Origin of the sequence: Leifsonia sp. 22587, assembly GCF_052044215.1 — a bacterium.
In the GTDB taxonomy this organism is placed as follows: domain Bacteria; phylum Actinomycetota; class Actinomycetes; order Actinomycetales; family Microbacteriaceae; genus Leifsonia; species Leifsonia shinshuensis_C.
The window spans coordinates 1573412-1591526 of the sequence record NZ_JBQENB010000001.1 but is presented as its reverse complement, the minus strand read 5'-3'; the positions used below and the strand labels follow the sequence as shown (position 1 = coordinate 1591526).

General features: G+C 71.4%; 15 protein-coding genes. 13 read left to right on the top strand and 2 right to left on the bottom strand.

Annotation, left to right across the window (positions count from 1 at the left end; genetic code table 11):
* Positions 1-90: 90 nt before the first annotated feature.
* From ACTJI1_RS07725 to leuA, 5 genes are all read left to right on the top strand, one after another.
* Complete coding sequence (locus ACTJI1_RS07725) at positions 91-846, top strand: ABC transporter ATP-binding protein (RefSeq protein ID WP_440742131.1); 756 nt, start codon at positions 91-93, stop codon at positions 844-846.
* Positions 843-2288 (top strand): FtsX-like permease family protein, encoded by a 1446-nt coding sequence (locus ACTJI1_RS07720; protein WP_440742130.1) that lies wholly within the window; start codon positions 843-845, stop codon positions 2286-2288. Before ACTJI1_RS07725 ends, ACTJI1_RS07720 begins: the two co-directional genes overlap by 4 nt.
* Before the next feature lie 87 nt (positions 2289-2375).
* Positions 2376-3722, top strand: coding sequence for an alpha/beta hydrolase (locus tag ACTJI1_RS07715; protein ID WP_440742129.1), 1347 nt, complete (start codon positions 2376-2378; stop codon positions 3720-3722).
* A complete protein-coding gene (locus tag ACTJI1_RS07710; protein ID WP_440742128.1) occupies positions 3719-6220 on the top strand; it encodes a bifunctional lysylphosphatidylglycerol flippase/synthetase MprF in 2502 nt (833 codons plus the stop codon). Before ACTJI1_RS07715 ends, ACTJI1_RS07710 begins: the two co-directional genes overlap by 4 nt.
* A gap of 134 nt (positions 6221-6354) precedes the next feature.
* On the top strand, positions 6355-8127 hold the full coding sequence (gene leuA / locus ACTJI1_RS07705) for a 2-isopropylmalate synthase (protein WP_310129177.1): 1773 nt from the start codon (positions 6355-6357) through the stop codon (positions 8125-8127).
* A gap of 201 nt (positions 8128-8328) precedes the next feature.
* On the opposite strand, the gene ACTJI1_RS07700 is transcribed toward leuA, so the two are convergent.
* Positions 8329-9090, bottom strand: a complete 762-nt coding sequence (locus ACTJI1_RS07700; RefSeq protein WP_310129179.1) for a trimeric intracellular cation channel family protein — start codon at positions 9088-9090, stop codon at positions 8329-8331.
* 71 nt (positions 9091-9161) lie between these two features.
* Here ACTJI1_RS07700 and recO point away from each other — a divergent pair, with 71 nt between their 5' ends.
* From recO to ACTJI1_RS07680, 4 genes are all read left to right on the top strand, one after another.
* Positions 9162-10001, top strand: coding sequence for a DNA repair protein RecO (recO, locus tag ACTJI1_RS07695; RefSeq protein ID WP_440742127.1), 840 nt, complete (start codon positions 9162-9164; stop codon positions 9999-10001).
* On the top strand, positions 9998-10822 hold the full coding sequence (locus ACTJI1_RS07690) for an isoprenyl transferase (RefSeq protein ID WP_440742126.1): 825 nt from the start codon (positions 9998-10000) through the stop codon (positions 10820-10822). Before recO ends, ACTJI1_RS07690 begins: the two co-directional genes overlap by 4 nt.
* Positions 10823-10884: 62 nt before the next feature.
* Positions 10885-11556, top strand: a complete 672-nt coding sequence (locus ACTJI1_RS07685; protein ID WP_440742125.1) for a DsbA family oxidoreductase — start codon at positions 10885-10887, stop codon at positions 11554-11556.
* On the top strand, positions 11553-11675 hold the full coding sequence (locus tag ACTJI1_RS07680) for a hypothetical protein (protein ID WP_310129188.1): 123 nt from the start codon (positions 11553-11555) through the stop codon (positions 11673-11675). Before ACTJI1_RS07685 ends, ACTJI1_RS07680 begins: the two co-directional genes overlap by 4 nt.
* 9 nt (positions 11676-11684) lie before the next feature.
* On the opposite strand, the gene ACTJI1_RS07675 is transcribed toward ACTJI1_RS07680, so the two are convergent.
* On the bottom strand, positions 11685-12203 hold the full coding sequence (locus ACTJI1_RS07675) for an aminoacyl-tRNA deacylase (RefSeq protein ID WP_310129191.1): 519 nt from the start codon (positions 12201-12203) through the stop codon (positions 11685-11687).
* Positions 12204-12236: 33 nt separating this feature from the next.
* On the opposite strand from ACTJI1_RS07675, the gene dusB reads away from it, so the two are divergent.
* The 4 genes from dusB to dnaG all read left to right on the top strand — a co-directional run bounded on the left by dusB (position 12237) and on the right by dnaG (position 18067).
* Positions 12237-13427 (top strand): tRNA dihydrouridine synthase DusB, encoded by a 1191-nt coding sequence (gene dusB, locus ACTJI1_RS07670; RefSeq protein ID WP_310129194.1) that lies wholly within the window; start codon positions 12237-12239, stop codon positions 13425-13427.
* A gap of 1 nt (position 13428) precedes the next feature.
* The gene (locus ACTJI1_RS07665) at positions 13429-14739 is read left to right on the top strand and encodes a deoxyguanosinetriphosphate triphosphohydrolase (protein ID WP_440742124.1); all 1311 of its coding nucleotides are present in this window, start codon (positions 13429-13431) and stop codon (positions 14737-14739) included.
* A gap of 89 nt (positions 14740-14828) precedes the next feature.
* Positions 14829-16103, top strand: a complete 1275-nt coding sequence (locus tag ACTJI1_RS07660; protein WP_440742123.1) for a DUF4282 domain-containing protein — start codon at positions 14829-14831, stop codon at positions 16101-16103.
* A 59-nt stretch (positions 16104-16162) separates the two neighbouring features.
* The gene (gene dnaG, locus ACTJI1_RS07655) at positions 16163-18067 is read left to right on the top strand and encodes a DNA primase (protein ID WP_440742122.1); all 1905 of its coding nucleotides are present in this window, start codon (positions 16163-16165) and stop codon (positions 18065-18067) included.
* The last annotated feature ends 48 nt before the right edge of the window (positions 18068-18115 follow it).

The following is an 18115-nucleotide window of genomic DNA, read 5'->3' as shown; positions in this document are numbered from 1 at the left end:
CGCGCCGGGTCCGCGTCATCCTCAGGGAGGACACAGGATCGGCCCGCCGCCCGATCCGCCGCACCGGGCCCGCTCCCTAGCGTTGAAGGCATGGAACTGACTCTCACCGGAACGGTGGCGCGCGTCGAAGCGGCCACGAAGACCTACGGCAGCGGAGCCGGGCGCGTGAACGCGCTCGACGACGTCACCATCGGCATCCCCGCCGCCGCCTTCACCGCGATCATGGGCCCGAGCGGCTCGGGCAAGTCCACGCTGATGCACGTGATGGCCGGCCTCGACTCGGTGACGAGCGGCCGCGTGTTCCTCGGGGACACCGAGATCACGCACCTGGGGGATGCGGAGCTGACGCTGCTGCGGCGCCGTCGCGTCGGCTTCGTCTTCCAGTCGTTCAACCTGGTGCCCACGCTGGATGTGCGGGGCAACATCCTGCTGCCGTTCGAGCTCGACGGGCGCAAGCCCACGCGCACCCAGATGGAGTGGATCGACCACCTCATCGACACGCTCGGCCTGCGCGGACGGCTGACCCACCGCCCGCACGAGCTCTCCGGCGGGCAGCAGCAGCGGGCGGCCATCGTCCGCGCACTCGCCACGCGCCCGGACCTCGTCTTCGCGGACGAGCCGACCGGCAACCTCGACTCGCGCACCGGACGCGAGGTGCTCGGCGTGCTGCAGGAGGCGGCGCGCACGTTCGGCCAGAGCATCGCCATGGTCACCCACGACCCGGTCGCCGCCAGCTTCGCCGACCACATCGTGTTCCTCGCGGACGGCCGCGTCGTCGCCGAGCGTCCCGCATCGAGCGCCGAGGAGATCTCCTCGTTCATGCTCGGGATGGAGGCGGGCGCGTGAGCCGGCCCTTCTCCGCCTTCCGCGCGAACGCCCGCGACCACCGCGCCGGCCTCCTGGTCGCCGCCCTGAGCGCGGCGTTCGGGGTCGCCCTGGTCGGCGGCGTGAACGTGCTCGGCGCCTACATCGGCCGATCGGCCATGGGGGAGCACGGGAGCGTGCAGCTCGCGATCACCGTGGTGGCCGGGATCTTCTTCGTCGTGGCCGTGTACGTCGGCGCGATCGTGACCACCAACACCTTCGCCACGGTGATCGCCGGACGCACCCGGACGATCGCCCTCCTGCGGCTCATCGGGTCGAGCGCACGTGCGCAGCGCCGCTCGGTGGCCGGGGAAGGGTTCGCCGTCGGCCTGCTCGGGTCCGTGCTGGGCGGAGCGGTGGCGGCCGTCCTGGCGCTCGTGGCGGTCCGCGCGCTGGTCCTCATAAGCGTGCTGCCCGACGCCCTCTACCCGGTGCTGTCGTGGACGATGATCCCGCCGGCCGTGATCGTCGTGCTGACCACCTGGCTGGCCTCCTGGGTCGGCAGCCGCCGGGTGCTCGCCGTCACGCCCATCCAGGCGCTCGGCGCGGCGCAGGAGCGGCCGGCCGCTTCGGTGCGCAGCCGCGGGCGGCTCGCGGTCTCCGTCATGCTCATCGTGGCCGGTGGCGGACTGCTGACCCTGGGTCTCCTGCTCGGCCTCGGCGTGCTCGCCGGGCTCGGTGCGACCCTCGCCACCCTGTCGCCGTACGGGGTGCTCGTCGCGATGCTCGGCGGCATCCTCTCGTTCACCGGGATCGTGCTCGCGGCGCCGTTCTTCCTGCCCGGTGTGCTGCGGGCGGTCGGCCTGCTCGTGGGGCGCGGCGCCGCCGGCCGCCTCGCGGCGGCCAACGCGGTGCGCAACCCCGAGCGCAGCTCGCGCACCGCGATCGGCCTGGTGATCGGCGTCACGCTCATCACGATGTTCGTGGTGGCGGCGTCGAGCTGGCAGCAGCTGATCCACGAGGCGGCCGCCCAGGAGCCGGGGATGTACGAGGGCGCCGACGGAGTGATCGGCGGCACGCTGGCCGTGTTCACGGTGCTGGTCGGCTTCTCCGCCGTCATCGCCGCGTGCGGCGTCGTCAACACCCTGTCGCTGAGCGTGCTCCAGCGTGCTCGCGAGCTCGGGCTGCTGCGCGCACTGGGCTTCAGCGCCGCCCAGGTGCGACGGATGATCCTGACGGAGAGCGCGCAGCTGACCGTCGCCTCGGTGCTCACCGGCCTGGTGCTCGGCACGTTGTACGGGTGGATCGGCGCGCAGTCGCTGCTCGGGACGATCCCCGGCGGCGGCTTGCTGGTGCCCGCGCTCCCATGGCCGTTCCTCGCGTCGATCGTCGTCGCCGCGGCGGCTCTCGCCGTGCTGGCGGCGCTGGCGCCGACCCGCCGGGCGACCCGCGTGTCCCCGGTGGAGGCGCTGGCGGTCGAGTGACCGCCGCAGATCGCCGCTGAATGTTGGCTGAACTCTCACAGAGCCTCAGCTATCGGTGAACTGGGCACTGAATAATCGAACCCGGCCGTGCCGCCGAGCACCGCATCCACGCCCGTACCGAGAGGACCCGCCCTGAACTGGCTGCTGACCCTGAGGATCGACAAGCCGCCGTTCCTCATCGCGCTCGACGTCCTCGCCGCCGTTCTCGCGCTGTACCTGCTGATCCGCCCGACCTGGAAGCGCACGCTCGCCGGGTTGACCGCGGCACTCCTCGGCGGTCTCGTCGGGTGGTTCCTGGTCTGGCTGCTGACCGACGCGATGGACCTGTTCGGCGTGGCGCTGACACCGGTCACCACGCTCTGGACGGCGCTCGGCTTCGGCGGCGTGAGCCTCGCGGTGGCCAACCTGTTCCGCTCGCGGTGGTGGCGCAAGGTCATCGCGATCGTCAGCATCCCGGTGTTCCTGGCCGCGGCGTTCTGCGGGATCAACGTGGACTTCGGCGCCTACCGCAACCTCAACGACGCGCTCGGCGTGGTGCCCTACAAGGCGCTCGACCTGCACACCGAGCGGGGGGAGGTCGTGGCCGGCACGGATTGGAAGGCCACGGCGGGCGTGGGCGATCCCGGCGCGATCCCCGCCAAGGGGGAGGTCGGCACGGTGCGCATCCCGGGCACGGAGTCGCGGTTCCCGGCCCGGAAGGCCGTCGTCTACCTGCCCCCGATCGCATTGACCGCGAACCCGCCGGCACTTCCGGTGCTCTACGCGCTCTCCGGACAGCCCGGCGCCCCCGCCGACATGTTCACCGCCGGCGGCGTGGGGGCGGCGATGGACCGGTTCGCCGCAGCGCACGGCGGCTACGCGCCGATCGTCGTCGCGGCCGACCAGCTCGGCGGGCCCGGGCGCAACCCGATGTGCGTCGACTCGCGCGACTACGGCAAGTCGGCGACGTATCTGCTGACGGATGTGCGGAATTGGGTGCGTTCGAACCTGCGGGTGAGCAGTGACCCGGCAGGATGGGGGGTGTTCGGCTACTCGCAGGGCGCCACCTGCGCCGTCCAGTTCGCGAGCGGCCGACCGGACCTGTTCGGTTCGGCATTGGCCTCCTCGAGCGAGCTGGGGCCGACACTGGGGGATGAGGGACTGACCATCAGCACGGGGTTCGACGGGTCGAAGGCCGCCTACGAGGCGGCGCAGCCCGCCGCCATGATGACGAAGAACGCGCCGTACCGCGACTCGGTGATGGTCTTCGGCGCCGGAGCGAACGACGCCAAGTACAGCGCGTTCGCCCGGACGCTCTACGGCGACGCGGAGCGCGCGGGGGTGCGCGCCCAGCTGCTGAGCTCGCCGGGCACCGCCCACGACTGGAAGACCGTCCGCTACGTGCTCGCACACGGCTTCCCAGCTATCGCCGCTCAGATGGGGCTGGGGTCGTGAAACCGGCCGCTCTGCTCACGCGGACCGGCCGCCTGATCGCGCAGCATCCCTTCACGACCGGGGTGACGCTGCTCATCCTGGTGCTGGCCCTGGCGACCGGACCCCTTCGCGGACCGCACCGACCTCTCCGCGGCTGGCTCGGCGCCGGCGCCGTCCAGCTGCTGGACGGGCACTGGTGGTCGCCCTTCACCGCGGTGCTCTTCACCGACGACCTGCTCGAGCTGATCGTCGTGCTCGTGCTGACCGTGGTGCTCGTGGGCGCGTCCGAGCGGCTCATGGGGACGTGGCGCACCGCGCTCGCCTTCTTCGGCACCGCGGTCGTCGGGATCGTCGTCGGCGCTGTGCTGCAGGTCGCGGCCAACGACATCGGCGAGCTGTGGGCGCGCAACGTGCACGGCCTCCTCGTGCTCGACGCGTTCACGGCGATCGGCGGCACGATCATGACCGCGAGCGCCTTCGCCGGCACGCTCTGGCGGCGCCGCATCCGCGTGATCACGCTCCTGGTCGCGATCATGTACGTGCTCTACTCGGGGCTTCCCTCCGACCTCTACCGCCTGCTCGCCGTGCTGACCGGGCTGGCCCTCGGGCCGCTGCTCCGCCAGACGACGATCGCCGCGGACTGGCTGCGCAGCTCCCACCACGAGGTCCGGGTGCTGCTGGCTTCCGCCGTGACCATCACGGCGCTCGGACCGGTGATAGGCCTGCTGGGCTCCACCCGCTACGGGATGCTGTCGCCGGTCGGTCTGCTGTTCAGCAACGAGGCGCCGAACGCGAGTTCTGTGATCGAACGCTGCCAGGCCTTCGCCGTCACCCGGCAGTGCGTGCGCGACCTCACCCTCGAGCGGATCAACGGCCTCGGGCCGGTCCTCCTCTCGGTGCTCCCGCTCCTGCTGCTGCTGGTCGCCGCATACGGCCTCCTGCGCGGGCGGCGGTTCGCCGTCTGGCTCGCCGTCGCGGTGAACGGCCTGCTCGCCCTCCTCTCCGCCCTCTACTACGGCATCCTGCCGATCGCGTCGGCCCGCCCGGAGGTGTCGCCGCGGTACTGGGAGATCACGGCCATCCTGGCCCTGTCGACGCTGGTGCCGTTGGCGATGGCGGTGCTGCTGATCGTCTTCCGCCGGCACTTCACCGTGATGCCCTCGGCGCGGGCCGTCCGGCGGTACCTGTTCCTGGTGACGATCACCGGCGTTGCGCTGATCGGCCTGTACGTGCTGGTCGGCTGGCTGCAGAAGGACACCGGCTTCACGCGGCCCATCGACCTCAGCGACCTGTTCGACGACGTCCTCGAACGCTTCGTCCCGGTGAGCTTCCTGCGGCGGGAGCCGGTGCAGTACCTGCCGACCACCCCGCTCGCGACGATCGTCTACCACAACATCGGAACGGTCTTCTGGCTGGTCGCGATCATCGGCGCCATCCCCGCGATGCTCGGCCGCGGCCTCCGGCGGCGCGGCACGGGCGAGGCCGCGCACGTGCGCGAGCTGCTGCACCGCGGCGGCGGGGACGCGATCTCGTTCATGGCGACCTGGCCGGGCAACTCGTACTGGTTCGACCCCATCGGGGGCGGAGCGATCGCGTACCGGGTGGAGGGACGTGTGGCGCTGACCACCGGCGGGCCGTTCGGCGACCCGGGCCCGAAGGACGGAGGGATCCAGGGCTTCGCGCGGTTCTGCGACGACAACGGCTGGATCCCGGTGTTCTACAGCGTGGAGGCGCACCACGCCGGTCTGTTCGAGCGCCTCGGCTGGTCGACCATGACGGTCGCCGAGGAGACGGTCATCCGCCCGCAGCTGTGGGCGACCACCGGCAAGAAGTGGCAGGACGTCCGCTCCTCCATCAACCGGGCCGAGCGTGCGGGCATCCGCTCGGAGTGGACGACCTTCGCCGCGCTGGGCCTGACGGCGGCCGTGCAGCTCTCCGACATCTCGGAGCAGTGGGTGGCCGAGAAGGACCTGCCCGAGATGGGGTTCACCCTCGGCGGGCTCGACGAGCTGCGCGACCCCGAGGTGCGGCTCATGCTCGCCGTCAACGAGGGCGACGGGCCGGAGAACGGCCGCATCGAGGCCGTCACCAGCTGGCTGCCCACCTACCGCAACGGCATCGTGGTCGGATGGACGCTCGACTTCATGCGCCGACGTCCCGACAGCATCAACGGCGTCATGGAGTTCCTGATCGCGGAGGCGGCGACGCGGATGAAGGCGGACGGCATCGAGTTCATGTCGCTCTCCGCCGCCCCGCTCGCCCACACCGCGGGGGCGCAGGAGGGGGAGAAGGACACGACGGACCGGCTCCTCGGCTACCTCAGCTCGTCGCTCGAGCCGGTGTACGGCTTCCGCTCGCTGCTGAAGTTCAAGCAGAAGTTCCAGCCCGAACTGCACCCGCTGATCATGGCCTACCCGGACCCGGTGGCGCTGCCGGCCATCGGCATCGCGCTGGTCCGCGCCTACCTGCCCGGGCTGTCGGTGCGCCAGGCGGCGACGTTCGTGCGGGGGCGCGGCTGACCCGGAGGTGGTACTCTCGGTGCTGTGTACGGTCTGCTCCTTCTTAGCTGCCGCGACGAGTCCTAGTTCCGGGCCTCACTCGTCGCGGAGTTCGTCGTCGGCTCTCCAGACACACCGCGAGGAGTAAGAAGACCATGAAGAACACGCAGGCGCCGAGCGCCATGCCGATCCACAAGTACCGTCCGTTCCACGAGCAGATCCGCGTCGACCTGCCCGACCGCACCTGGCCCTCGGCCCGCATCGAGAAGGCGCCGCGCTGGTGCGCCGTCGACCTCCGTGACGGCAACCAGGCGCTGATCGACCCGATGAGCCCCGAGCGCAAGCGCATCATGTTCGACCTGCTGGTCCGGATGGGCTACAAGGAGATCGAGGTCGGCTTCCCGTCGGCCAGCCAGACCGACTTCGACTTCGTCCGCAGCCTGATCGAAGAGGACGCGATCCCCGACGACGTCACCATCCAGGTGCTGACCCAGTCGCGCGAGCACCTCATCAAGCGCACCTACGAGTCGCTGGTCGGCGCCAAGCAGGCCATCGTGCACCTCTACAACTCGACCAGCATCCTGCAGCGCGAGGTGGTGTTCCGCACCGACCAGCAGGGCATCATCGACATCGCTCTGAGCGGCGCGCGCCTGTGCCGGCAGTTCGAAGAGCTGGTTCCCGGAACGACGATCTACTACGAGTACTCGCCCGAGAGCTACACCGGGACCGAGCTCGAGTTCGCCGCCGACATCTGCAACCAGGTGCTGGAGGTGTTCGAGCCGACGCCCGAGCGCAAGGTCATCATCAACCTGCCGGCCACCGTCGAGATGGCGACGCCGAACGTCTACGCCGACTCGATCGAGTGGATGTCGCGCCACCTGAACCACCGCGAGAACGTCATCCTGTCGCTGCACCCGCACAACGACCGCGGGACCGCCGTCGCCGCCGCGGAGCTCGGCTACATGGCCGGCGCCGACCGCATCGAGGGCTGCCTGTTCGGCAACGGCGAGCGCACCGGCAACGTCGACCTGGTCACGCTGGGCGTCAACCTGTTCACGCAGGGCATCGACCCGCAGATCGACTTCAGCGACATCGACCAGATCAAGCGCACCGTCGAGCACTGCAACCAGCTGCCCGTCGGCGAGCGCAGCCCCTGGGGCGGCGACCTCGTCTTCACCGCGTTCAGCGGGTCGCACCAGGACGCCATCAAGAAGGGCTTCGAGGCGATGGAGGCGCGGGCCGAGCGCGAGGGCGTGTCGGTCGACGACCTGGTGTGGGCGGTTCCCTACCTGCCGGTCGACCCGAAGGACCTGGGCCGCAGCTACGAGGCGGTCATCCGCGTCAACTCGCAGTCCGGCAAGGGCGGCGTCGCCTACCTGCTGAAGAGCGACCACTCCATCGACCTGCCGCGCAAGCTGCAGATCGAGTTCTCGGGCGTCGTGCAGGCCAAGACGGACGCCGAGGGCGGCGAGGTCACCAGCGACCAGATCTGGGAGATCTTCCAGGACGAGTACCTGCCGGCGCCGACCTCCGACCCGGACGCCAAGTGGGGCCGCTTCGAGCTGGGCAGCACCACCACGTCGAACGAGACCGGCGACCACGTCGTGCTCACGGTGACGCTGCGCGACGGGGACACCGTGTCGAAGGCCACAGGGGAAGGCAACGGCCCGATCGCGGCGTTCTTCGACATCCTGCACCAGCACGGTGTGGACGCCCACCTCTACGACTACTCGCAGCACACGCTGTCGGCGAGCGAGTCCGCCCTGGCGGCGGCCTACGTCGAGGTGGATGTCGACGGCCAGCGCCGCTGGGGCGTCGGCATCGACGCGGACACGACCACGGCATCCTTCAAGGCGGTCGTCTCCGCCGTCAACCGCGCCGTGCGCTCGGGCGCCGGCCGCTCGGAGGAGCAGCTCGTCGGGGTGTGACCCCGGTCGCGCCCTGTGCGCGTTCGCTTCTGCTGCGGAACCCGACATTCGTGCCGAATGTCGGGTTCCGTGCGTGCGGGGCGCGCATTCGTGCCGAATGCGTCCCGCTGCGCTGCCGGACATTCGTGCCGAATGTCGCGTTACGCGGGTGCGGAGGCGACATTCGTGACGAATGTCCCCGCCGGGCGGAAGCCGGGCGCGCTACTCGCCGCGGTCGATGCGGTAGCGCGGGATGGCGCCGGTCTCGGTGCGCTCGTCGGTCTGCGCGGCGCTCTGGCGGCGCGTGAAGCGCGGCCAGCGCATCCGGGGGAGGCGGCCCAGCTCGCGCTGCTCGGGCAGGCTCCAGCCGAAACGCACCGCGAGCAGCCGGATGATCAGCGTCACGACGACGCACACCACCGCGGCAGGGATGAGCGGGACGCCCAGGTCCACCATCACGACCAGCACGATCGTCCCCGCGCCCGCGGCGACCGCGTAGAGGGACCCGACGTGCATCAGTGCGATCGGCAGGTTGAGCAGCATGTCGCGGAGGATCGAGCCTCCCACCGCCGACACGACGCCCACGAACACGGCCGGAACCTCCGGCAGCCCGAGCGCGAGCGCCTTCGTCGCGCCGATCGCGCCGAACAGGCCGATGGTCAGCGCATCCAGGAACGTGATGATCGGGTCGAGCCGGCGGAACAGCCGCACCAAGAGCATCCCGAGCAGCGCCGCGACCACGGTGATCGGCAGGTACCAGTTCGACTGCAGCGCGACCGGCGTCACGTTGAGCAGGATGTCGCGCAGCAGGCCGCCGCCGACGCCCGTGGCGACGCCGATGATCGCGACCCCGAGCAGGTCGAGCCGGCGGTCGCGGAAGCCGGAGGCGAACATCGCGCCCTGGAGGCTGCCCACGCCGACGGCGAGGAGGTCGCCCCACAGCGGGATGGCCAATGCGCCGATGTTGAGGGCGGTCGTGCTCACGCTTCATGTGTACCATCCCCGGTCCGCCGCGCCGTCCGCCGCGCTGTCAGCCGCAGGCGCGATACTGGAGTGTGCCTGTCTACCGTGATGAAGCCGTCGTGCTCCGCACCCACAAGCTGGGGGAAGCCGACCGCATCGTCACCATGCTCAGCCGCCAGCACGGCAAGATCCGCGCGGTGGCGAAAGGCGTGCGGCGCACGGCGTCCCGCTTCGGCTCCCGGCTGGAGCCGTTCATGGTCGCCGACGTGCAGCTGTACGAGGGCCGCAGCCTCGACACCATCACGCAGGCCGAGACGCTCGGCGCGTATGGCGCCCTGATCGCGGACGACTACGCCAGCTACACCGCCGCCAACGCGATGGTGGAGGCGGCAGACCGGCTCACCGACGCCGAGGCCTCGCTGCAGCAGTACCTGCTCCTTGTCGGCGCCCTGCGTTCCCTCTCGCGGCGCGAGCACGGACCGGGCCTGACGCTCGATTCGTACCTCCTGCGCGCGCTGTCGCTGGCGGGATGGGCGCCGAGCTTCCAGGACTGCTCGCGCTGCGGCGCCCCCGGCCCGCACACCGCGGTCGTCGTCCAGCTCGGCGGAGTCGTGTGCCCCGACTGCGCCCCGCAGGGTGCGCCGAGGGTCGACCCGGAGACGATCGCGCTGCTCGGCGCGCTGCTGGCGGGCGACTGGGAGGCGGCGGAGGCCGCGTCCGAGACGACGCAGGGGCGCGCCAACGGCGTGGTCGCGGCCTACACGCAGTGGCACCTGGAGCGCGGGCTGCGGTCGCTGCAGCACGTGCAGCACGACCGGGCCCGCTCGGGTGCTCCGGCGCCGGCCGCGACGCGCATCCCGCCCGCTGAGCCCGTGCCCACCGACCCTGTGCTCACCGACCCCGTGCCCACCGACCAGAAGGCGAGTGGATGAGTCCCAAGCCGTACACGCACAAGGATGCGGTCGAATACCGGCCGCTCGACTGGACCGGGGTGTACCCGCCCGCGTTCCCGGCGGGCAGCGTCCCGGAGCACGTCGCCATCGTCATGGACGGCAACGGCCGGTGGGCGAACCGCCGCGGCCTGACCCGTATCGAGGGCCACCGCGCGGGAGAGGCGGCCCTCCTGGACGTCGTCGCCGGCGCCATCCAGGCCGGGGTGAAGCACCTCAGCGTGTACGCATTCTCCACCGAGAACTGGAAGCGGTCGCCCGAGGAGGTGCGCTTCCTGATGGGCTTCAACCGCGACGTGCTGCACCGGAGGCGCGACCAGCTGAACGAGTGGGGCGTGCGCGTCCGCTGGGCCGGGCGCAAGCCGCGCCTGTGGTCCTCCGTCATCAAGGAGCTGCAGTATGCCCAGCAGCTGACCGCCGGCAACGACGTGCTCACCCTGACGATGTGCGTCAACTACGGCGGCCGCACCGAGATCGCGGATGCCGTGCGGTCGATCGCTGACGACGTGGCGGCCGGTCGCCTGCGCCCGTCCGCGGTCAGCGAGAAGACCATCCAGCGCCACCTCTACCTGCCCGACATGCCGGACGTGGACCTCTTCGTGCGGAGTTCGGGGGAGCAGCGCACGAGCAACTTCCTGCTGTGGCAGAGCGCCTACGCCGAGATGGTGTTCCTCGACACGCTCTGGCCCGACTTCAGCCGGACCGACCTGTGGGATGCGATCGGGCTGTACCTGAGCCGCAACCGCCGGTTCGGGGGAGCGGTGGATGCGCCCCGCGCGGGAACGGCGGAGGCCGCGTCCTGAGTGCCGGGCTGCCGGATGGCGCGCTGCCGGAATAGGTGCAGTACTGCAGCGTTGTCCTCAGCGTGAGCGAACCTATCAAGATCGACATCTGGTCCGACATCGCCTGCCCGTGGTGCTACATCGGCAAGCGCAAGTTCGAGGCGGGCAGCGGCCTGTTCGCCGGCGCCGGTGACGGCCGGGGCGTCGAGGTGGAGTACCACTCGTTCGAGCTGTCGCCTGACACCCCGGTGGACTTCGAGGGCAGCGAGGTGGACTTCCTCGCGGGCCACAAGGGTCTTCCGGCAGGCCAGGTGGAGCAGATGCTGGAGCGCGTGGCGGGCATCGCCTCCTCCGTCGGCCTCGACTACGACTTCGACAACCTCAAGCACACCAACACCGTCAAGGCGCACGAGCTGCTGCACTTCGCGAAGGAGCAGGGCAAGCAGCTGGAGCTCGCCGAGCGCCTGTTCCGGGCGTACTTCGTCGAGGGACGCCACGTCGGCCGCATCGAGGACCTCGCCGACCTCGCCGCCGAGGTCGGCCTCGACCGCGCGCAGGCCCTCGAGGCCCTGGAGTCGTCCCGCTTCGAGCCCGCCGTGCGCGCCGACCAGGCGACCGCGGCCGAGTACGGCATCAACGGTGTCCCCTTCTTCGTGATCGACGGCCGCTACGGCGTCTCCGGCGCCCAGGACGCTCAGACGTTCGCGCAGGTCCTGGAGCAGGTCTGGTCCGAGCGCGCGGCGGTGACCGCGTGAGCGGCGCACAGGGCGCCACGCCCGAGGCGGCCGCTCCCGCTCCCGCTGCGCGTCCGTCCCTCATCCCGCTGGGCGCACCGGCCGCCGCCTGCGAGGGCGACACCTGCGTCATCCCGTGAGCGGGCCGGCTACTCCGGGTCGGTGATGTCGGCGACCGTCGCGCCGAAGGCGGCGATCAGGGCGTCCGCGTCGACGTAGAGCGAGTAGCCGTGCTCGCCGGCGCCCATCGAGACCGTGCGCCCGGGGATCGTCGCGTCGGCGACGACGGGCCACGCCGTCGTGCTGCCGAACGGGGTGATCGTCCCGCGCTCGTAGCCGGTCGCGGCCAGGGCGACGCTCGCGTCGGGCAGCTGCAGCTTGTTGACGCCGAGCACCGAGCGCAGCTTCGGCCAGGCGATCTTGCGGCCGCCGGGCACGAGCGCGAAGACGAATGTGTCGTCGCTGCGCTTGACCACGAGCGTCTTGACGATGTCACCGGGCTGGATGCCGAGCAGCTCGGCGGCCTCGTGGAGGCTGCGGGCGGCGGGTCGTTCGACGATCCGGATCTCGACGCCGCGGGCCGCGGCATCCGCCGCTACACGCTGCCGTCCTTCGTCCACAGGACCGCCGTCGGGGGAGTACTCCACGGATTCCGGGCTCTCGGCCATAGCTCAGCACGCTTTCTGGGAGAATCGAGTGAGATGTCTACCACTGCAACGATAAGCCACGCCCCCCAGCTGACCATCGGTCCGCTGGCGCTCGACGTGCCCGTGGTCCTCGCACCCATGGCCGGGATCACCAACACGGCGTTCCGGCGGCTCTGCCGCGAGTTCGGGGCCGGGCTCTACGTGAGCGAGATGATCACGTCGCGCGCGCTCGTCGAGCGCACGCCCGAGTCGCTCCGGCTGATCACCCACCACGAGTCCGAGACGCCGCGCTCCATCCAGCTCTACGGCGTCGACCCGAAGACGGTCCGCGAGGCCGTCACCATGCTCGTGGCGGAGGATCGCGCCGACCACATCGACCTCAACTTCGGCTGCCCGGTGCCCAAGGTCACCCGCAAGGGCGGCGGGGCCGCGCTGCCGTGGAAGCTCGGGCTGTTCCGCGAGATCGTCGAGGGCGCCGTCGAGGCGGCGGGCGACATCCCGCTCACCATCAAGATGCGCAAGGGCATCGACGGCGACCACCTCACCTACCTCGAGGCGGGCAGGATCGCCGAGGGCGCGGGCGTCGCGTCGATGGCGCTGCACGCGCGGACGGCCGCTGAGTTCTACTCGGGGCACGCCGACTGGTCGGCCATCGCGAAGCTGAAGGAGACGGTCACGTCGACGCCGGTGCTCGGCAACGGCGACATCTGGTCCGCGGCCGACGCGATCCGGATGGTGGAGGAGACCGGCTGCGACGGCGTCGTGGTCGGCCGCGGCTGCCTCGGGCGCCCGTGGCTGTTCGGCGACCTGGCGGCGGCCTTCCGGGCCCGCGCCGGCGAGCTCACCCAGGCGGAGGCCGACGCCGCGCAGGCGCACCCCACGCTGGGGCAGGTGGCGCAGACGTTCCGCCGTCACGCCGAACTGCTGGTCGAGTTCTTCGACAGCGAGGAGCGTGGCTGCCGCGACATCCGCAAGCACGTGGCCTGGTACTTCAAGGGGTATCCGGTCGGCGGCGACCTCCGGGCCAGCCTCGCCACCGTCGACACACTGCAGCACCTCGACGACCTGCTCGCCACCCTCGACTGGGACCAGGAGTACCCGGGCGAGGCCGCAGAGGGCCAGCGCGGACGAGCCGGCTCTCCCAAGCGCCCGGCCCTGCCGGACGGCTGGCTGCAGAGCCGCGACCTCGACGGCGTGCAGCGCGCCGAGGTCGCCGACGCGGAGGTGCACAACAGTGGTGGATGACGTGGCGAGCACGCGTGCGGCGGCGGCGAACGCAGCGGGTGCCGACGCAGCGGCGCACGACGCATCAGCGCACGCCGGGTACACCGAGCACGACCGCGAGCGGTGGTTGCCCGAGCACCACTCCAACCGCCGGAGCGACTTCGCCCGCGACCGGGCGCGCCTCCTGCACTCGAGCGCGCTGCGCCGTCTGGCGGCGAAGACGCAGGTGCTGAGCCCCACGGCAGGCCTCGACTTCGCGCGGAACCGGCTCACGCACTCCCTCGAGGTGGCGCAGGTGGGCCGCGAGCTCGCCAACAGCCTCGGCCTCGACCCCGACATCGTCGACACCGCGTGCCTCGCCCACGACATCGGGCATCCGCCGTTCGGTCACAACGGCGAGCGCGCGCTCAACACCTGGGCGGAGGACATCGGCGGCTTCGAAGGCAACGCCCAGACCCTGCGACTGCTCACGCGCCTGGAGCCCAAGGTCTTCGGACGCGACGGCCGCCCCTACGGGCTCAACCTGACCCGCGCGAGCCTCGACGCCAGCTGCAAGTACCCGTGGCCCGCGACGTCCTCGGTCGCCGACCCCAGCGGACGCGCGAAGTTCGGCTTCTACCCCGACGACCGGGCGGTGTTCGAGTGGATGCGCGCCGGCGCGCCCGACCGCCAGCGCTGCATCGAGGCGCAGGTCATGGACCTCTCCGACGACATCGCCTACTCCGTGCACGACTTCGAGGATGCGGTCGTCAACGGCTACATCGACGTCGCCGCGCTCGGCAGCCGGGTCGACCACGAAGACCTCGTCGAGTCCATGCACGAGTGGGTCGGAGGCGAGGTCAGCCACCAGGAACTCATCGAAGCGTTCGACCGGCTCGACAGCATGGACATCTGGCTGGACGGCTGGGACGGCTCCCGCCGCTCCCAGGCCCGCCTGAAGAACCTGACCAGCCAGCTCATCGGGCGTTTCGCCCACGCGGCCGTCCACGCGACCAAGGAGGCGGCGGGCCGCACCGACCTCATCCGTTTCGGCGCCGACGTCGTGGTGCCGCTCGGCATCCGCGCCGAGATCGCCGTGCTGAAGGGCATCGTCGCGACCTTCGTCATGTCGCGGAACACCCGTCAGCCGATCTACGCGCAGCAGCGGCAGATCCTCACCACCCTGGCCGACCTTCTCTACCAGCGCGGACCGGCCGAGCTCGACCCCGGGTTCGCGGAGGACTGGCGCGACGCCGGCAGCGACGACGAGCGCCGCCGGGTGATCGTGGACCAGGTGGCCAGCCTGACGGACCAGTCCGCGCTCAGCTGGTACGAACGACTCGTGCAGCATTGACGGGCCGCCGACGGGATGCGCGCACGACCGGGGTTGAAACCGGTGACCGTGTGCAGAATGCTTGAGGTCAGGCCTTCGGGAGGAGACGAATGAGCAACGCACTACCACCGTCGGACGGCGACCGCCCCGAACAGGGCGGAGCAGCGGAGGCGAGCCCGGCGACGCCGGCGGCTCCCCGCCGCACGCCGCGCGCGTCCACGGGGACCGGTGCCGCTCGTTCGAGCTCCCGCTCCACCGCGGCCGCAGCGGCCGACGACGCGAACCCCAACCCGGACGCTGTACAGGCCGAGCAAGACGCACCGAAGACCCCGGCCGCGCGGAAGCCCGCCGCCAAGAAGCCGGCCGGCGGCTCGTCTGCAACTGCCAAGGCTCCGGCTGCCCGCAAGCCCGCCGGCACCGCCACGACCGCGGCGAAGAAGCCGACCACGCCGCGGACGCGCCGGACGACCGCGAAGGCCGCCCCGATCGCCCCGGAAGGCGAGGCCCCCGGCATCATGGATGCGACCCTCGGCGCCAAGGAGCCGCTCGCACCCGCGCCGGCACCGGCCACGGCGACCGGCACCGACACCTCGTCGTCGCCGGCCGAACCGCTGGTGGAGACGGACGGCGCCGCTGACGACACGACGGGCGATGCGACGACGAAGCGTCTCCCGACCGCTGCCGAGCTCTACGGGGAGGCGTCCGCAAGCGCCCCCGCAGCGGTGCCCGCAGCAGTGCCCGCAGCAGTGCCCGCCTCCGACGCAGCCGAGGTGCCCGCGGGCGCCGACGAGGCGGTCGCCGCCGGCCCCGACCCGGAACCGTTCGCGGCTTCGGGCGAAGAGCGCGAGCACGTGGCACCGGCGACCGCCGCAGCCGCAGTGCCCGCGGCGGTGCCCGCCGCATCCGGATCCACCGCATCCGGATCCACCGCAGCCGCGGACTCCGCCGAGACCGAGGCCGTGACGCCGCCCGCTACCGAAGACGCTGACGCCCATACCCCCGGCACCCACCCCGCCGACCCCCACGCCGCCCACCAGGGCCGTACGGTCCACGACCTCGCCGACCGGCTCGACGACTCGCGCTTCTTCTCGTCGCTGTTCGACTTCACGTTCACCAACTACGTCACGCGCAAGCTGGCCGGTCCGGTGTACGTCGTCGGGCTCGTGCTGATCGGCCTCGGCATCGTCGTCGGCTTCGCGAACTCGCTCACGTCGGCCATCGCGACGCATTCGCCCATCGGCGCGTTCGTCTTCCTCTTCGGCGTGCTGATCACGTTGGTCGGGGCGATGCTCTCGGTGCTGCTGCTCCGCGTCGGCATCGAAGTGTTCTGCGCCATCATCGAGATCGCCCAGAACACGCGCCGCCGGCGGCCGCCGGGGGAGTGACGGGAGCCGAAGCGCCGGTGCGCGGGATGAGCGTCGGTCCGGCTCACTAGAATCGAAGCATGGCCGGCCGGATTCGACAGAGCGACATCGAAGAGGTCAAGGCCCGCACCAACATCGGCGACATCGTCGGCGACTACGTCAGCCTCAAGACCGGCGGCGTCGGGGCGCTGAAGGGCCTATGCCCGTTCCACGACGAGAAGAGCCCCAGCTTCTACGTGCGCCCGGGCGTCGGCCGGTACCACTGCTTCGGCTGCGGCGAGGGCGGCGACGTCTACGAGTTCCTGCTCAAGATGGACCACGTCTCGTTCACCGACGCGGTCGAGCGGCTCGCCGCCCGCATCGGCTACCAGCTGCACTACGAGGAGGGCGGCGGCGGTCCCTCCGAGAGCAGCGGCAACCGCGCACGCCTGCTCGCCGCCAACTCGGCGGCGGAGGAGTTCTTCCGCGACCGTCTCTCCGCCCCCGACGCCGACCCGGGCCGCCGCTTCCTCGGGGAGCGCGGTTTCGACTCGGTCGCCGCCGCGCACTTCGGCGTCGGCTTCGCACCCAAGAGCTGGGACGAGCTGACCAAGCACCTGCGCAGCAAGGGCTACACGCCGGAGGAGCTGCTCGCGGCCGGTCTCGTGTCGCAGGGCGACCGCGGCGTCTACGACCGCTTCCGCGGCCGGCTGGTCTGGCCCATCCGCGATGTCACGGGGCAGACGATCGGCTTCGGCGCGCGGCGTCTCCTCGACGACGACAAGGGCCCCAAGTACCTGAACACCCCCGAGACGGCCGTCTACAAGAAGGCGCAGGTGCTCTACGGCCTCGACCTCGCCAAGCGCGACATCTCGCGCCAGGACCAGGTCGTCGTGGTCGAGGGCTACACCGACGTGATGGCGTGCCACCTCGCCGGCATCACGACCGCCGTCGCGACCTGCGGCACCTCCTTCGGCGTCGACCACATCAAGGTGATCCGCCGTGTGATGGGCGACGACAACAGCCAGGGGTCGGTCATCTTCACGTTCGACCCGGATGCCGCCGGCCAGAAGGCGGCGACGCGCGCGTTCGGCGAGGAGCAGCGCTTCTCCGCCCAGACGTACGTCGCCGTCGGACCGGACGGGCTCGACCCGTGCGACCTGCGGCTCAGCAAGGGCGACGACGCCGTCCGCCGGATGATCGACGCCCGCAAGCCGATGTTCGAGTTCATGATCCGTCAGGTCGTCGAGCGTTTCGACCTCGACTCGGTGGAGGGACGCACGGCGGCCCTGCGCGCGGGAGCGCCGATCGTGGCCACGATCCGCGACCCCGCTTCGCAGAACGGCTACACCCGCGAACTCGCCCGCCTGTCGGGGGCCGACCTCCAGGACGCGATCCGCGCCGTGCGAGCTGCCCAGCGCAGCACCGGCGCCGGGAACGGCCGCGACGGCCGCGCTGACTCCCGTGACGGCGGCCGGAACAGCGCCCCCGGCGCACCCACGTCCAGCGGGTACCCGGACGACCGCCCCGGCGACGGCGCATCCCACCCGGTCCCGCTCGCCGAGCCGACCGACCCCACCCAGCGCACCGAGCGCGAGAGCCTCATGGTCCTCCTGCAGCTCCCGGGCGAGGTGGGCCAGGAGCGCGCCGCCCGCGCCGTGCAGGTGCCCTTCGTGAACCCCACCCACGCGGTGGTGCGCGACGCCATCGCGAGTCAGCTCCCGACGATGGCCCAGCCGGGATGGGTGGATCGCGTGCTCGCGGAGGTCCCGCAGGCGTACGCCCCGACGGTCAACGCTCTGGCCGTGGCCGAGCTGCCGCAGGGCGGCGACCCGGGACGTTACGCGCGCTCGATCGTCGACGGGCTGATCGATCGCGACCTGCTCCGCGAGAAGGCGGAGCTCACGTCGCGTCTGGGCCGCACGGAGGACCCGGAGCTGCGCCGCCAGATCTCCATCGCCATGGTCGCCATCGAGACCGAACGGCGGCGCCTCCGCGGCGAGTGACGGCAGACGGAATCCTCCGTCGGCCGCGCGGATGAGCGCGCTTTTGTT

Bases quoted from the DNA above. Each gene is read 5' to 3' on its own strand.
- ACTJI1_RS07675 (WP_310129191.1), bottom strand. From the start codon at position 12,203: ATGGCCGAGAGCCCGGAATCCGTGGAGTACTCCCCCGACGGCGGTCCT.
- dusB (WP_310129194.1), top strand. From the start codon at position 12,237: ATGTCTACCACTGCAACGATAAGCCACGCCCCCCAGCTGACCATCGGT.
- dnaG (WP_440742122.1), top strand. From the start codon at position 16,163: ATGGCCGGCCGGATTCGACAGAGCGACATCGAAGAGGTCAAGGCCCGC.
- ACTJI1_RS07725 (WP_440742131.1), top strand. From the start codon at position 91: ATGGAACTGACTCTCACCGGAACGGTGGCGCGCGTCGAAGCGGCCACG.
- ACTJI1_RS07660 (WP_440742123.1), top strand. From the start codon at position 14,829: ATGAGCAACGCACTACCACCGTCGGACGGCGACCGCCCCGAACAGGGC.
- leuA (WP_310129177.1), top strand. From the start codon at position 6,355: ATGAAGAACACGCAGGCGCCGAGCGCCATGCCGATCCACAAGTACCGT.
- ACTJI1_RS07690 (WP_440742126.1), top strand. From the start codon at position 9,998: ATGAGTCCCAAGCCGTACACGCACAAGGATGCGGTCGAATACCGGCCG.